This is a genomic window from Vibrio sp. Of7-15, assembly GCF_022347565.1.
Classification (GTDB): Bacteria; Pseudomonadota; Gammaproteobacteria; order Enterobacterales; family Vibrionaceae; genus NORP241.
On record NZ_JAKRGH010000002.1, the window covers coordinates 114179 to 129780 of the forward strand.

Below are 15602 nucleotides of genomic sequence, written 5' to 3' on the forward strand. Positions count from 1 at the left end.
ACCTAACATCAAAACCTGAGGCTTAGTTCATGTTGAGAGAAGGTATTTTGTCTGCTTTACAGAGCGCGATTAGATCGTTACAACAAAAAATAGACTCAGCCCAGCCAGAGCAAACCCAAGCTGTGGTTCAGTTAAGCCCATTTAAAGAAAATAGCTTAATTGATTGGCTAGAAGCACAGCCTATTTTCCCTAAATTTTATTGGCAATCTCGTGATGGTCGAGATGAGGTGGTAGCACTAGGGCAGTTGAAAACCTTTATGGATCCTTCTGCGGCTAAGTCGGTATTAGCCAAAGGTCAACGGATATGGGGAGGGCGATCTTTTGATGGCCGCACTGCTCGTAATCGACGTTGTTTATCTTCTTTTTTCTTTTTACCGCAATTAGAGCTTTCAAGATGTAATGACCGGTGGCAATTGGTGGCCAATTTAAGTGCAGATAATACAGACGTTCAAGAAACCTTAAGTACATTGTCAGATAATGTAACGCCGTTAGCAGGGCTGCAGTGCCGAGTGCTTTCTCAAGTGCATGAGCCTGATTTTTCAGGTTGGTCTTCAATGGTAAATGGGGCGCTGGATGCGATCTCTCAACGTGTATTTGACAAAGTTGTATTGGCGCGGAAAACCACCTTAAAACTGAGTCGTCCGTTATCATCCGCGCAGTTTTTAAAGGCCAGTCGTCAGTCAAATAGTCATAGTTTTCACTTTATGATGGCGTTAGATGAGAAGCACTGCTTCATTGGCTCCACACCGGAGCGTTTATACGTACGTAATGGATCGGATATACACACAGAAGCCCTTGCTGGAACTATTGGACGGGGGGAGAGCATTGCAGAAGACAATAAGCTCGCATCGTGGTTGATCAACGATGAAAAGAACCGTTATGAGAACCGTTTGGTTGTGGACGACATTGTCAGTCGGCTAGATCCACAGTGCTCCATATTGGACATCGCTCAAGAGCCTGAGTTGGTCAAGCTTCGTAAGGTACAGCATTTAAAGAGAGCCATTTCAGGGCACCTTTCTTCTGGTTCAAATGATATTAGTTTATTGGATAGCCTTCAGCCAACAGCCGCCATCGCAGGGTTGCCGAGAGAGCCTGCGTTGAATTTTATTGCTGATAATGAGCCTTTTTCTCGTGGCTGGTATAGTGGAGCGATGGGCTTTTTAGGTGATGAGCGAAGTGAGTTTTGCGTTGCTATTCGCAGTGCTTTAGTGATGGATGATGAACTTCATTTATTTGCCGGAGCAGGTATTGTACCGGGCTCTCAGGCGCACAGTGAATGGCAAGAGTTAGACCGTAAAATGTCAACTCTGCTCACTCTGATTGAGCCGGAAGAAGTCCTTTCTGCTCAAAAGCTAGCGTAAAGGAGGGGATCATGATTAACCAGCAGGAATGCGAGCTCCAAGCTCCGCTAAACCGCTTATGGGCCAAACTGATTTTAGAAGAGCTAGCCAGATTAGGTGTTGAGCATGTGTGTTTAGCGCCAGGATCACGTTCAACGCCATTGACTCTGGCGGCGGAAGAAAATAATAAGTTAACGATTCACCATCATTTTGATGAGCGAGGATTAGGTTTTTTTGCACTTGGCTTAGCGAAAACAACACAAGAGCCTGTTGCTATTATTGTGACTTCCGGTACCGCTGTTGCTAATCTGCTGCCTGCGGTGTGCGAATCAGCATTAACTAAAGAAAAACTGGTATTACTGACGTCCGATCGGCCCCCGGAGTTAATCGGTTGTGGAGCCAACCAGGCCATTCATCAATTGGGCATCTTTTCTCAGCATGTGTGCTCAGCCGTAAATTTACCTGTTCCGCATTTGTCTATTACACCAAATTGGTTGCTCACCTCGGTTGATCAAGCTTATCAGGTTCAACGCCAGCAAGGTGGTTCAATTCATATCAACTGCCCTTACCCTGAGCCTTTATATGGTGGTGATGCCGATTTTTCGTCGTATTTACAAAGCGTGTCTTCATGGAGTGAACAAAGCGTACCTTACTTAAATATCTCTCTTCCCTCTGAAGGCAGCTTGTTACTTTCAAATGAGGAGTGGGCTGCGCTTACAATGAAAAAAGGCATGATTGTTGTCGGTAATGTAAAGCCGGGCGAATTGTCAGCCATTAAGGTGTTTGCGAAACAATTAGGATGGCCAATATTGGTGGACCCACAAGCAGGGGGAAGTAGCGAGTGGGCCCACTTTGATTTATGGCTACAAAATCCTACATGTCGTGAACATTTGTCTCAGGCGGACGTATTGATCCAGTTTGGATCTCGTTTAGTGTCCAAGCGGTTAGGGCAATTTATTGCGGCTCAGCAGTGGCAGTTTTATGGTTTAATTGATGAGCATTTAGGTCAATTAGATCCTCATCATCATTCACTTCATCGTTTTCTCTTATCTTCCCAACAATGGTTGAATGCTTATTCTGTTAATGGAAAGGGCTATGCTGGTGGCTGGGCGGATTCATTGAAATATGAGCGTTTATCGATTAAATCGTTGCTTTCTTTTGATGAAAATCCTGAAGCATTGACTGAGCTTCGCTTTGCCGCTCAGCTAAATGATTGCCTAACTACTGAGTATGCTTTGTTTCTTGGTAACAGCCTAATTGTACGCTTAGTGGATATGGTCAGTGATTTACGACCTGTCCCTGTGTATACCAATCGAGGGGCATCAGGTATTGATGGTCTGATTGCTACCGCTGCTGGTGTGCAGCAGGGGCTACAAAAGCCGTTGCTGTGTGTCCTTGGGGATACGTCATTACTGTACGATTTAAATTCGTTAGCCCTATTGGCCAATGTTGAACACCCTCTTGTGATTGTTGTTTTAAACAATGATGGAGGTGGCATTTTTGACATGCTGCCCGTGCCTGATGCTAAAAAAGAGCAGTTGTATCGAATGCCTCATGGGTTTGAGTTTTCTCATGCGGCAGCCATGTTTGGATTGGATTATTTAAAGCCAGAAAAGATGAGTGATGCGATTGAAGGGATTTGTGTAGGCCTTGCTTCTGCGAAAAAACCGTTGCTGGTGGAAATACAAACCCCAGCAGGTGAGGCTGGCCGGGATTTGAAGTCTCTATTCGAAGAGGTGAAAAATGCCACTTTACTTTGAAACTTATGGGCTTCCTTCTAAGAGTGGTTCTGAGTCTGTCGTTGTTTTTTTACATGGCCTACTGGGTTCAAGTAAAGACTGGGCTCCAGTATTGTCGCAGCTCAGTCGACATCATTATTGCTTAGCCTTGGATTTACCCGGGCATGGAGGTAGTAAATACGTTAAAACGGACAGTGCAGAGCATACCCTGCAATTGATCCTCGATACGTTAAAAGCACGGGGTATCCATAATGTGATTTTTGTGGGTTACTCATTGGGGGCGCGATTGGCGATGCAATTGGTAGTCAAAGCGGAAGAAGAGCACCAACCTTGTATTAAAGGTGTGGTGCTTGAAGGTGGCCATTTTGGCTTAGACTCTGAGCCAGAAAAGGAAGCAAGATGGGCGAATGATTGTCTTTGGGCTGCTCGCTTTGAGGGGGAACGGATTGAACAGGTTTTGTCCGATTGGTATCAACAAGCTGTCTTTTCTTCATTAAATCATGCGCAAAGACAAATATTAATCACCAAACGTAGTGCTAATCTGGGGGCATATGTTGCTTCAATGCTGAAGGCGACTTCATTAGCAAAACAGGCTTTTTTACTGCCTCTGCTACGAGTAAGCCGCAGCCCTATTTTCTATGTATGCGGCAGTAACGATAAAAAATTTCAGGATCTGGTTAAGCGCAGCGAGCTCAGTTATCACGTTGTCGAAAAGGCCGGTCATAACGTACATGTTGAGCAACCAGAAGTATTTAGTCAGTTACTCACACAATTTATTAAACAGTTGGACTAGATTATGGCAAGAACCGTTGGAATTACAGAGCAAGAACTTTACGCACCAGTTGAATGGCAAGATTGCAGTGGTCACTATGAAGATATTTATTTTCACAAGTCGTTAGATGGTATTGCAAAGATCACCATTGCGCGTCCACAAGTGCGAAATGCATTTCGTCCACAGACCGTGAAAGAGATGATCCATGCTTTAGCTGAAGCGCGTTATGACGAAAAAGTTGGCGTGATTATTTTAACAGGCCTTGGGGAAGATGCTTTCTGCTCGGGTGGCGATCAAAAAATCCGTGGTGACTACGGCGGTTATCAAGATGACAATGGTACACATCACTTAAATGTACTGGATTTCCAACGCCAAATTCGTACATGTCCTAAGCCTGTCATTGCGGCGGTTGCTGGTTATGCAGTCGGCGGCGGCCATGTGTTACATATGATGTGTGACTTAACCATCGCGGCTGAAAATGCTCAGTTTGGTCAAACTGGCCCGAAAGTCGGCTCATTTGATGGTGGCTGGGGGGCTTCTTATATGGCACGCATTGTGGGCCAGAAGAAAGCGCGCGAGATCTGGTTCTTATGCCGTTTTTATGATGCACAAGAAGCGTTAGACATGGGGCTCGTGAATACCGTTGTGCCTGTGGCTGATTTAGAAAAAGAAGCCGTTCGTTGGAGCCGAGAAGTACTGCAACATAGCCCGATGGCTCTACGATGTTTAAAAGCCGCCTTAAATGCCGATTGTGATGGTCAAGCGGGCTTACAAGAGCTAGCAGGTAATGCCACCATGATGTTCTACATGACAGAAGAAGGTCAGGAAGGGCGTAATGCATTTAATGAAAAGCGTCGTCCAGACTTCGATAAATTCCCTCGTAACCCTTAATAGAAAGGCTGCCTAATGCGTAGTGTAAAGCTGTATAAGTACCAGTTGCCAATGGACAGTGGTGTGATCTTACGTTCCCAGCGCTTAAGTGAACGTGAGGGCTGGATTATTGAATTACGCAATGGAGATGCCGTAGGTAGAGGGGAGGTTGCGCCTCTACCTGAATTTAGTGTTGAGAGTGCTGAACAAGCAGGTAAGCAGCTACAAGAGCTTGCCCAGATTTGGCAGGAATCTGGGTTGCTTGAATTGAACAACGCTTTTCCTTCTGTGGCGTTTGGCTTAAGCATGGCGTTACTTGGACTAAACAATGAGTTACCAGAACAAGGAAACTTTACGGTCGCGCCATTGTGTTGTGGCGATCCAGATGAGCTGATTCACCGTTTGAACCAAATGGAAGGTCAGAAGGTGGCGAAAATCAAAGTTGGCATGTACGAAGCAGTACGTGATGGAATGGTGGCTAATATGTTTTTAGAGGCAATTCCTGATCTGATGTTGCGCTTGGATGCAAATCGAGGTTGGACACCAACAAAAGCTCAGCAATTTGCGAAATATGTGCAGCCACAGTACCGAAGCCGTATCGACTTCTTAGAAGAACCTTGTAAAACGCCTCAAGATAGTCTTCATTTTGCTCATGAAACCGGCATTGCCATTGCGTGGGATGAAACTGTGAGAGATGCGGGTTTTCAGGTTGAAGCGCAAGAGGGGGTCTCTGCTTTGGTGATTAAGCCGACCTTAGTGGGCTCTGTTGAGCGTTGTTGTGCTCTTATCGAACAGGCCCATCAGCAAGGTTTATCAGTAGTCATCAGCTCAAGTTTAGAATCCAGCTTTGGATTACAGCAATTGGCACGTTTTGCTCATTGGAAAACGCCGGGTACAGTTCCAGGCTTAGATACGATTTCTCTTTTTAAGCAGCAGCTTGAAGTGTCTTGGCCAGGTAGTCAGTTGCCTATTATTACTCTGGCTGACTTAGAGCAACCATGGCAAATTTAAACGACCATTTTTCGTGCTGGCCATGGGAACATTGGGCGCAGTTAAGGCCAAGTGCTACTGCGCTTATTACTGAACACAAACATTTCACATGGCAGCAGTTATACGAGCTGGTGAAGGGCTATTCCGCTGGGTTAATAGCTCAAGGTGTCGCTCGTCATCAAGTGGTGGCAGCTGTATCAGCGAACTGTACGGAATTAATTTGGCTTCAGTTGGCGTGCTTGCGAGTGGGAGCTAGGCTGGTTGTTATCTCTTCTTCTGAGAATGAACTGAACTTACGAGTGAAGTTAGACACAGTGGGAGCATCACATGTGTGGTTTGCAAATCAAGAGTTGGTGACTTCTGGCTCTTGGCCATCGCTGAAATTGCAGCTTAAAGTCCCTGTTTCAATTCCAGTTACGTGGCAGCCATCCCACATAGCCAGTTTTGTGTTTACCTCTGGTTCTACAGGGGCTCCTAAAGCGGTTGCACATAGCATAGATAATCATTTATCTTCGGCGTCTGGGTTGCTTTCTTGGTTGCCTTTTTCTAGCCAAGATAACTGGCTTTTATCGCTACCTCTTAGCCATGTTTCAGGTTTGGCCATTGTATGGCGTTGGTTACTTGTCGGGGCTGCGTTAACGGTGAAACCAAAAACAGATTTGTTGACCGCTTTGCAAGGGGTTACGCATGTCTCTCTTGTGCCGACTCAGCTGCAACGAGTTCTTGATGTTTTACAGGCAAATAATCTGGAGATTAAGTTACATCAAGTGTTGCTAGGGGGAGCCGTGATTCCCGTAGAATTAACTTCCAGAGCAAAGCAAGCAGGCATCGAGTGTTGGGTTGGTTATGGGATGACTGAATTGGCCTCAACGGTAACTGCCAAACCTGCAGATGAGCACCCTGGGGTTGGGTATGTGATCCCGAATCGAGAGCTGATGATTAAAGATCGGCAGATATTTTTGAGAGGGAAAACATTGTGCCTCGGTTATTTTCAAAAAGGGGCGATAACTCCGATAGTGGATGAACAAGGCTGGTTCGCTACACGTGATTTAGGTGAAGTGGTCAATGGGGAGCTGCGGGTAATAGGGCGGGCTGACAACATGTTTATTTCCGGAGGGGAAAATATTTACCCTGAAGAAATAGAAAGGGCGCTACTATCTCATCCTCATATCCTTCAAGCGTTAGTTTTTCCTGTGCCCGACGCGGAGTTTGGAGAACGGCCCGTTGCTGTGGTTGAAGCTTCCCAGGACTTGGTTCCTCAAGAGGTGAATCAGCATTTACAGACTTTAATCGCCAAGTTTAAGTGTCCTGATGACTATTATACTTGGCCTGCTTCTTTACCTGTGGCTGGAATTAAGGTTGCACGTTCATCAGTGCAAAAGTGGCTGAATGAACAACGGCATTCACTTCAGCCACAAGAATGAGCTTTTATTTATCAGCCCTATTTATCTGCACCTCGAAGTGCGAGTACTTTTTCATACATAGAGCCTGATGTTGCCTCGACGGCGGGCACGGGCTCACCAGCAACAATTTCGATTTTCGACCAGAAACGCTTGGGCAGTTTCAAGCAAGCTTTACCGCCTTCGCGGCTGAAGTAACTCCCCCATAACCCTTTTAGCGCTAAAGGCACTACTGGCACAGGTGAGCGTTTTAAAATGATGTCCATGCCTCGCATAAATTGGCCCATTTCACCATCTCCAGTGAGTTGCCCTTCAGGGAAAATACAGACGATGTGCCCTTGTTGCAGCGCTTTTTCTACTTCATTAAAAGCGCGGCGAATAGTAGACCGACGTGTTGAGCAAATAGGAATGACTTGAGCGGTTTTAAAAGCGTATTTAAGCAAAGGGATGTTAGCTAAGTCTTCTTCCATAACAAATCGAATAGGACGAGGGCTTGCGCCTGAAAGCAATAATGCATCGACATAACTGACGTGATTACACACTAATAAAGCGCCACCTTCTTCTGGAATATTATCAATTTGACGGTGGGTAACTCGGTACATGGTGTGACTTAGTACCCACATAAAAAAGCGCAATGCAAATAGTGGGACCTGAGTAAATACGTATAATGCCACGAGAAAGTTTAATGCTGAGAGTACGAGGAAAAACTGTGGAATCGAAAGCTCTAGCACACTTAAGCATACAATGGCAGTAATGGCGCTGGCTACCATAAAAAGAGCGTTCATGATGTTATTAGCGGCAATAACTTGGGCGCGCTCTTTAACTTCTGCTCTTTGCTGCATCATAGCGTACAGAGGCACAATAAAAATACCACCAGACACACCCAATAACAGTAAGTTAATGAAAACTGGAAGTAGGGCTGGTTGATCTATAAAGGCGATAAAGGTGTCGGTAGTCGCTAAATTTGTTGGGGTAGCAAGCATTAAGTTGGCGCCAAAAATGGTAATACCAATGCTGCCCAATGGCACAATGCCTGGTTCAACTCGGTGGTTAGACAATCTATCGCATAATAAAGATCCGATAGCGATACCAACAGAGAACAGCGCTAGTAAAAAAGAGACAGCGCTTGCTGAGCCTTGAAGATGTAGTTTGGCAAAATTAGGGAATTGAGTGAGGTAACAAGCCCCAAGAAACCAAAACCAACTTATCCCAAAGATTGCTTGAAAAATCACATTATCTTTTCTCGCGATCTTCAATGTTTGTTTCGTTTGTTTAATTGGCTGCCAGCGAAAGCGGAGTTCTGGGTTAGCCGCTTCTGCATGGGGAATAAATCGGCTGGCAGTATAACCCAGCAGGGAAAACAGCATGACACTGGCTGCGGCAATATAGGTTGAGTTTGGTTGAGAGGCAATGACTCCGGCACCTAATGTACCTAATAATATGGCTAAGAAAGTACCGGTTTCGACTAGGGCATTCCCCGGGACTAATTGATCTTTTCGTAAATGTTGAGGAAGTAATGCGTACTTTACAGGGCCAAAAAAAGCGGATTGAACCCCCATTAAAAATAAAAGCAGTAATAACAATAAATAGCTTTCAGTAATAAATGCCATGGCTCCACAAGCCATAATGGCAATTTCTGCTAGTTTTACTTTTCGGATCAGCCATGATTTTTCATACTTATCGGCTAATACTCCTGCTGTAGCGGAAAAGAGAAAAAAGGGTAGGATAAAAACGCCAGCAGCCAAGTTAATAAAAAGGTCGGATGATACGCCAATTGCACCAGGCGCTGCAAAAGCCACTAAAAGCAGTAAGACGTTTTTATAAATATTATCGTTAAAAGCCCCAAGTGCTTGCGTAATGAAGTAAGGTAAAAATTTACGGGAGGCGAGCAAAGATGACTGGGGCTGAGAATTCATACCAATTCCATTAGTTATCGATACCCAAGTCACTTCAAGGTCGTAAATTCAATGAAAATGACTTGGTTTATGTATGCGGTAGTAATCTGGATTTACAGCTATTCGGTGCATTAAAATTATTCAACAGTATAGATACTAAGTCGCCCCGCTGTAGGGGGCTTACTTATGAATCTAGTATTACGGTAAATAAGGTTGCAGAGGAGTAACTATAAGTTCCAGCTATTTTCCTTAAATTTGAACTCACTGGTGAAACTGTTATAGCTTGCATTTGAGAGTTCTGGGGATATTCGTTTTATTGCTGTAAGCAACAGAATTATTCAGTTAATAGCGTTGGTATTGATTTATATACGCCAGCTAGAAAGATAATTTTCTAATAGGTTATCAATTAACGCTTTTCCGTCAACTGGAATATCGGTGAAGAGTTTATCATCAACACTCAGTAATGTAATACCGTGAACCCCTGCCCATAAAACACGGCTTGCTTCTAGCACTTCACTTTCATTTTTGTTTGGCGCTATTAGGCGGATCAGCTCTTCGAGCATTCCCGTCATATTATTAATTCGCTTTGCTTGCCATTCAGGCAGCTCTTCACCATTCATTTTATGTTGGAAAATCAGCTGCCATCGGTATGGGTGTTTACTAGCAAAAGTGAGGTAGCAGTGAGCCAGTGCTTTAAGTGCATTTTCAGGAGAATCAGACGCTTCAACCGCTTGAGCTGCTTCAACAGACAGCTCATCCATGGTTTGTGCAACCGCTTCTAATAGTAATAAGTTGTAGTTACCAAATACATTGACTAGTGTGCTCGGAACATAACCGATCATTGCGGCAATCTTACGTAAGCTCAAATCGTGATGTGGGTGTTCATTCAAAAAAGTTTTTACGTGATCCAGTGTCATTGCCACTAATTCTTCACGGGTATGGTCGTTTCTTCTTGCCATTAGAGTCTCTATATCTGGTATTCAATATCGAACAATGTTCTTTATTTTAGATTCTACTGATATATATCGCAAGAATTTTAACACTTATATTGGGCAACAGAGTAGCTGGGTGTGATTAAACTCTCATTACTAATGTCTATCTGACACAAACTATAAGAAACGACGTGCATTGATGCGTGATATCTTACTGTTTAAAGTCCAAAAATCGTAGAGTACCCCAATAAGAAAAAAGCCCATAGTGAGAAGGTACAGCACACCTGTGAACCACTTGCCCATGTACATACGGTGTATACCAAGGAAGCCAACGAAGGTGAGTAGGAGCCAGCTGACAGAGTAATCGAGTTTACCTGCATAGAATCTGCTGTCTGCTTCTCTATCCATTGAAGGAATTAAAAAAAGATCAATGAGCCAGCCTATACCGCATAAACCTAATGTAAAAAACCAAATCGTACCTGTAATGGGTTTTCCGTAGTAGAAGCGATGGGCACCAGTAAAACCAAAAAGCCAAAGTAGGTAGCCGATTAATTTACTGTGAGTATTGTCCATCATATCCTCCCGTATTGGTGGCAACAGTATAAATCTAATAATTAACAAAAAAGTTAATAAATTGAAATGTAACGCCAAATTTGTGACGCTGACAATTTTTATGCTTTTTGGTGCCGTTATTCAAGAGGCTAATTCCAGTTTTTTGAAACAGATTGATACGAAATAATTCACTTGTAAAAACGGAACATTGATAATTTAATTTATTGAATTATTGGGCTTTTATTATTGAATGAATTATATTTACAATATGTTGATAACAAAAGTGCTTACTGAACATTGACATTAACTGTTCTAGATTTAGCATGTTGGCTCATTGTTTATTCTGGGAATACTAAATGAAACGCTTTTTTTCGCTAGTTGCCTTGCTAGCTGTGTTTGTCGTTTCTGCACCTTATGCAGAAGCGAAAAAGTTTGGTGGTGGTAAATCTTTTGGTAAAAGCCATAAGACTGCGCCAGCACAAAAGCAGCAGCAACAAAATACAGATACGTTAAAACAAAAAGATACAAAACAAAGCTCAAGTAAAAAAGGATTGATGGGCGGCCTACTTGGTGGTCTGTTAGCTGGTGGTTTATTAGCGGCTTTCTTTGGTGGTGCGTTTGATGGTATCCAGTTTATGGATATTTTAATCATTGGCTTAATTGCTTTTGCACTATTTAAGCTGTTCAAGTACATGATGGCTTCTAAAGCTGCCAGTATGAACCGACAGCAACCAGCATACGCGGGCTCAAACCGAGAGCAAGCGCAGCAGAACCACGCGGAACGCCAAGCTGCAAATTCTGGTTTTGGCGGTGCTGCACAAAGTGATGTACCACATAACTACCCTAAAGGCTTTAATGTAAAAGCATTTGTGGATGGCTCACGTGAGCATTATCGTGCTATTCAAGGTGCTTGGAATCATAATCAGCTTGAAAAAATCCAAGAATATGTTTCTCCAAGCCTATTTGCTGATCTGAAAGAAGAGAGAGCTAAATTAGGCGGTGAGCAGCACACTGAAGTCATGTACGTTGATGCGGAAGTTGTGCGTGCTGACTGTAGCCCTCAGCTTGCTCAATTGAGCCTTCAATTCTCTGGTCGTTACCGTGATGCGACGGAAGGTGTTGAAGAAGATATTACTGATATTTGGCATTTAGAGCGCGACCTTACTAAGCCTAATGCGCCTTGGCTGATTGTTGGTATTCAAGCTTAAGTCTTTCACTTTGCTGATTGTTAAAGCCTCGTTTTTACGGGGCTTTTTTGTATCTGGTGCTTATGGTTAAGTGACTTGCAAAAGTGCTTTAGTTTAAAAATGAGATCTTACCCTCAGTTATATGGAGAATAATCTTACTTGTCATGATCTGAAGCGGTTTTTTTCTTAGAGGAAGTGGCTATGCTTATTGATAAGTAATTTATCTAAGAAGGGAATACAATGCCTTTTAATTCAGAAATGATGAGTGAAATGAGCCTATTAACACAGTTTTCATTAGAGAGCTCTCAGTCAGGTTTAAAAATACATCAAGATGCTTCCGCAGAGAGCATTGCAGCAATGCAACGCTTACATGAAAAAGGTTTAGTGACTCAGTCTGATGGCGGTTACTTAACTAGTCTAGGGCGCGACGCCGCTGAGCATGCCCATGGTGCTGTGCGTATCTTAAACTCTAAAGTATCCCCACTAATTATTAAGTAATATTTTCTAATTCAGTAATATTGTCTAAAGCTTGTTGAGTTGTTGTCCCACATACATCTGGGCAAGCTTTAAAATGATGGCAGACTTGTGGTCTTTCAGGTTTACCAAATAGAGCACAGAGGTTATTGTCATTGAGTTGAATACATCGTACTCCAGCAGGCTTTCCATTTGGCATTCCTGGTATAGCAGAAGAAATACTCGGGGCAATACAGCAAGCCCCACAACCTAATCGACAATCCATAACTACTCACCTTAATAAAATGGTGCCGCAACTTATCATTCCTTTTTGGTAAGATCAAAGCCATTTTACCTTCGTAATACGAGTGATTTTTATTCAATCAACAATTCATCCTTCTGCATTGATTTAAGCTTGCACTTTGCTATACAGATCGTTATAACACCGCCTCTCTAGTCTATTGATGATGTAAAGGTAACCCTATGACCCAGCAGTTTTGGCAGGAAAAAACGCTTGAAGAAATGACCGAGCAAGAGTGGGAATCTCTTTGTGATGGCTGCGGGAAGTGTTGCCTTCATAAGTTAATGGATGAGGATAGCGATGAAGTGTATTACACCAATGTAGCTTGCAGTTGGCTAAACAGTAAAACTTGCGGCTGTAAGGATTATCCGAACCGCTTTCAATCTGGTGAAGAGTGCTTGAAATTATCTCGTGACAAAATTAACGAGTTTAACTGGTTGCCAGAAACATGCAGTTACCGTTTACTTTCAGAAAATAGCCCACTTCCGGAGTGGCACCCATTAGTGACTGGCTCTAAGTCGGCGATGCATGCTGCGGGGGAAAGTGTTCGCAATAAAGTAGTTTATGAGATTGATGTGGTTGATTGGGAAGATCACATCTTGAATCACCCTAACCGATAACGGTAATCAGAAAAGTGGCGCTCAGTACGCCACTTTTAGTTTTTAAGGGCTTTAACAAACCGTGTTGCTTTGCCCTTCTTTGAGTGCAGTAATAATGGGCGCAGCTGTGTTTATTGTTCTGATTTTCATGAATAGTTCTTGCGCTTCAGGGTATTGTTTTCGTAAATAATTAAGCCACTGTTTCACCCTATTTGGGTAATATAACCCTTTATCTCCTTCAATTTCATAATCTGAATAATGCAGAAGCAGTTCTGTGACTTTTTCCCATGGCATTTGCGCATGGTTATGTTTAACGACGTTTCCTAAGTTAGGAACTGCGAGTACCCCTCGGCAAAGCATTAACGAGTCAGCACCAGTGGTTTCAATACATTGTTGGCTGTCTTGGTAACTCCAGATCTCACCATTGGTGATAATAGGAATGTCGACTTTCTCTTTAACTTTTTGAATGTAATCCCACTTGATTTCACTGGCTTTATAGCCGCCAGCTTTTGTTCTCGCGTGTATTGTTAATTCATCTGCTCCTGCTTGAGCAACGGCATCGGCAATTTCAAAGCACTCTTCTGGGCTTTCCCAACCAAGACGAATTTTGGCCGTCACAGGGCTGTCTTGCGGAACAGCATCACGACACGCTTTAATGATTTGGTACATCAATTCGGGATCTCTAAGTAGGGCTGCCCCGCCTTTACTCTTATTTACTGCTTTGGCAGGGCAACCAAAGTTGAGATCGATACCATTTGAGCCCAGTTCAATAGCTCTGTTGGCATTTTCTGCCATCCAGTTAGGCTCTTGTCCTAATAGCTGCAAACGTACAGGTGTGCCCGATTGAGTCATGCTGCTGTTATGTAGCTCAGGGCAGATGCGGTAAAACACCCGTTTTGGTAAAAGCATATCGACAACACGTACAAACTCAGTAACGCACAGATCGAAATCATTCACCTCTGTCAGTAGCTCACGCATTAAATGGTCGAGTACGCCCTCCATTGGGCCTAAAATTACACGCATAACACCTCTCTTTTTTGGAGGCGAGATTGTAGATGCTTATGAGTAGATTGTCATCTATTGTGCGATTTCTTCCATTCGTCGGCTGGATAAAATGACGGTTTTAGAGCTGTCGGAATGGAAGGGAGCATTGAGAGAATGAACCATTGCTTGAGCCACTTTTTGGGCCTGTATTGGTTTAATGTTAGCCAGTGGGCCCACCAAAAATGGTTGGAATAAAGACAACATGGTGGCGGTTACCACCTCATTTTTTCTAGGTATGGCTCGCTCACCGAGTAGGGGGCCGGGGCGTGTAAAGACAACTTGGTCGAATCCTATTTGGGTTAGTAGTTTTTCCATTTTTCCTTTGCAGCGAAGGTAATGCGAAGGTGACCAAGGGTGAGCAAACAGGCTAGAGACAACGGCAATGCGTTTTACGCCCAAGACTTTCATTGTGTGGGCAACTTGGCATACGAGATCAACGTCAATGTCTTTGAGTGCTTGCTTACTGCCTGCTTGCTCTAATGTTGTACCTAAGCAGATATAGCCTGTTTCAGGAATATGTTGCTCTTCGTTCCAGTTGGTGATCCTTAAGTTTAAATCAATGTGCTGTTGTAATTTATTACTATGTAGGGGGAGTGATTTTCGAACTAAGCAATGGATGGTGTCAATATCATCACTCTTTAACAGAGATTCTAAGACTTCACTGCCAATCAGCCCACTCGCTCCGGCAATAATGGTAATACTTTTATGCGTTTGTTGCTTAGAATTGAGCATATAACCCCCAAGATAAGAGAAGATTTACTGTCTCTATTGGGCTGAAAAAAGTCACCTTCTTTTTAGTCAAACTGTGCGTTGCTTACCAACTCTGCCTTTTTTGATGATTTTTGCGGTATAGTACGCTCACTTTAATGTGATTGTAGATTAATAAACCGATATGAATAAGTTGATAGAGCTGCCAAGCGAGTGGTGTGGTGAAAGTCCGTTTTTTTTAGAAGGTGCGATCTTAGCCGCTAACTTTTCTCCAAAACCTTTGGATCCAGATCTGTGGCTGCCTTCTATATTGTCTGTTGATGATATTCAGCAAGTTTCTTTATCTGATAAACGTTTAGTTTTAGATCGCTTAGAGGTTCAGTATCAGCACCTATTACGTAGTGAGTATGTTTTTTCTGACATGATTGGCTTCGAGCTAGACGCTAAAGCGAATGATGATTTGGCCGATGCTGCCGAAGGCTTTATGACGGTATGGCCAGTGGTAGAAGCACATTGGGCTGAGGTCTCTGTATCTGATGGTAGCATGAGAATGCTATCGGCGTTACTCACTACTTTGATGTTGGCGATTGACGAACAACAAACTCAACAACAGATGCATGATGCGGGTATCGAGTCGGCTCCCTCTTTAACCGATATGCTGCCACAGGTTGACAGTATGGTGACAGAAGTAGCATTGGCAGCTGATGAGGCATTACTGGGTGCTAAGGCGCAGGCTGTGAATCCATACAAAGGCATTAGTCGTAATGATAAATGTCCGTGTGAGAGTGGAAAGAAATTTAAGCAGTGCTGTGGGAAATAA

General features: G+C 43.4%; 16 protein-coding genes. 10 read left to right on the forward strand and 6 right to left on the reverse strand.

Annotated elements, in window-relative coordinates:
• Positions 1-29: 29 nt before the first annotated feature.
• From MHO82_RS03075 to menE, 6 genes are read left to right on the forward strand one after another with little or no spacing between them, the layout of a single operon-like run.
• Positions 30-1361: an isochorismate synthase gene (locus MHO82_RS03075; protein ID WP_239182384.1), complete on the forward strand. Its 1332-nt coding sequence runs from the start codon at positions 30-32 to the stop codon at positions 1359-1361.
• 11 nt (positions 1362-1372) lie between these two features.
• A complete protein-coding gene (gene menD / locus MHO82_RS03080; protein WP_239182385.1) occupies positions 1373-3100 on the forward strand; it encodes a 2-succinyl-5-enolpyruvyl-6-hydroxy-3-cyclohexene-1-carboxylic-acid synthase in 1728 nt (575 codons plus the stop codon).
• Positions 3084-3872 (forward strand): 2-succinyl-6-hydroxy-2,4-cyclohexadiene-1-carboxylate synthase, encoded by a 789-nt coding sequence (menH, locus tag MHO82_RS03085; RefSeq protein WP_239182386.1) that lies wholly within the window; start codon positions 3084-3086, stop codon positions 3870-3872. The genes menD and menH overlap by 17 nt, the downstream gene beginning before the upstream one ends.
• 3 nt (positions 3873-3875) lie before the next feature.
• Positions 3876-4742: a 1,4-dihydroxy-2-naphthoyl-CoA synthase gene (menB, locus tag MHO82_RS03090; RefSeq protein ID WP_239182387.1), complete on the forward strand. Its 867-nt coding sequence runs from the start codon at positions 3876-3878 to the stop codon at positions 4740-4742.
• Between the two features lie 15 nt (positions 4743-4757).
• Positions 4758-5732, forward strand: a complete 975-nt coding sequence (menC, locus tag MHO82_RS03095) for an o-succinylbenzoate synthase (RefSeq protein ID WP_239182388.1) — start codon at positions 4758-4760, stop codon at positions 5730-5732.
• A complete protein-coding gene (menE, locus tag MHO82_RS03100) occupies positions 5720-7135 on the forward strand; it encodes an o-succinylbenzoate--CoA ligase (protein WP_239182389.1) in 1416 nt (471 codons plus the stop codon). Before menC ends, menE begins: the two co-directional genes overlap by 13 nt.
• A gap of 17 nt (positions 7136-7152) precedes the next feature.
• Here menE and MHO82_RS03105 read toward each other — a convergent pair whose 3' ends face one another.
• From MHO82_RS03105 to MHO82_RS03115, 3 genes are all read right to left on the reverse strand, one after another.
• Positions 7153-9027, reverse strand: coding sequence for an MFS transporter (locus tag MHO82_RS03105; RefSeq protein WP_239182390.1), 1875 nt, complete (start codon positions 9025-9027; stop codon positions 7153-7155).
• Between the two features lie 341 nt (positions 9028-9368).
• Complete coding sequence (locus tag MHO82_RS03110; RefSeq protein WP_239182391.1) at positions 9369-9965, reverse strand: TetR-like C-terminal domain-containing protein; 597 nt, start codon at positions 9963-9965, stop codon at positions 9369-9371.
• Positions 9966-10115: 150 nt separating this feature from the next.
• Entirely contained in the window at positions 10116-10511 is a 396-nt protein-coding gene (locus MHO82_RS03115; RefSeq protein ID WP_239182693.1) for a TM2 domain-containing protein, read from the reverse strand.
• 335 nt (positions 10512-10846) lie between these two features.
• Between MHO82_RS03115 and MHO82_RS03120 the strand changes: the two genes are divergently transcribed.
• Both MHO82_RS03120 and MHO82_RS03125 read left to right on the forward strand, forming a co-directional pair.
• Positions 10847-11698: a TIM44-like domain-containing protein gene (locus tag MHO82_RS03120; protein ID WP_239182392.1), complete on the forward strand. Its 852-nt coding sequence runs from the start codon at positions 10847-10849 to the stop codon at positions 11696-11698.
• Between the two features lie 219 nt (positions 11699-11917).
• Entirely contained in the window at positions 11918-12175 is a 258-nt protein-coding gene (locus tag MHO82_RS03125; RefSeq protein WP_239182393.1) for a TIGR02647 family protein, read from the forward strand.
• Here the strand turns inward: MHO82_RS03125 and MHO82_RS03130 are convergent.
• Positions 12168-12416 (reverse strand): YkgJ family cysteine cluster protein, encoded by a 249-nt coding sequence (locus MHO82_RS03130; protein WP_239182394.1) that lies wholly within the window; start codon positions 12414-12416, stop codon positions 12168-12170. The genes MHO82_RS03125 and MHO82_RS03130 overlap by 8 nt on opposite strands.
• 197 nt (positions 12417-12613) lie before the next feature.
• Between MHO82_RS03130 and MHO82_RS03135 the strand changes: the two genes are divergently transcribed.
• Positions 12614-13051: a YcgN family cysteine cluster protein gene (locus MHO82_RS03135; protein ID WP_239182395.1), complete on the forward strand. Its 438-nt coding sequence runs from the start codon at positions 12614-12616 to the stop codon at positions 13049-13051.
• A 51-nt stretch (positions 13052-13102) separates the two neighbouring features.
• On the opposite strand, the gene dusC is transcribed toward MHO82_RS03135, so the two are convergent.
• A complete protein-coding gene (gene dusC / locus MHO82_RS03140; RefSeq protein ID WP_239182396.1) occupies positions 13103-14053 on the reverse strand; it encodes a tRNA dihydrouridine(16) synthase DusC in 951 nt (316 codons plus the stop codon).
• Between the two features lie 54 nt (positions 14054-14107).
• Positions 14108-14806 (reverse strand): NAD(P)H-binding protein, encoded by a 699-nt coding sequence (locus MHO82_RS03145; RefSeq protein ID WP_239182397.1) that lies wholly within the window; start codon positions 14804-14806, stop codon positions 14108-14110.
• A gap of 160 nt (positions 14807-14966) precedes the next feature.
• Here MHO82_RS03145 and MHO82_RS03150 point away from each other — a divergent pair, with 160 nt between their 5' ends.
• Positions 14967-15602 (forward strand): YecA family protein, encoded by a 636-nt coding sequence (locus tag MHO82_RS03150; protein WP_239182398.1) that lies wholly within the window; start codon positions 14967-14969, stop codon positions 15600-15602.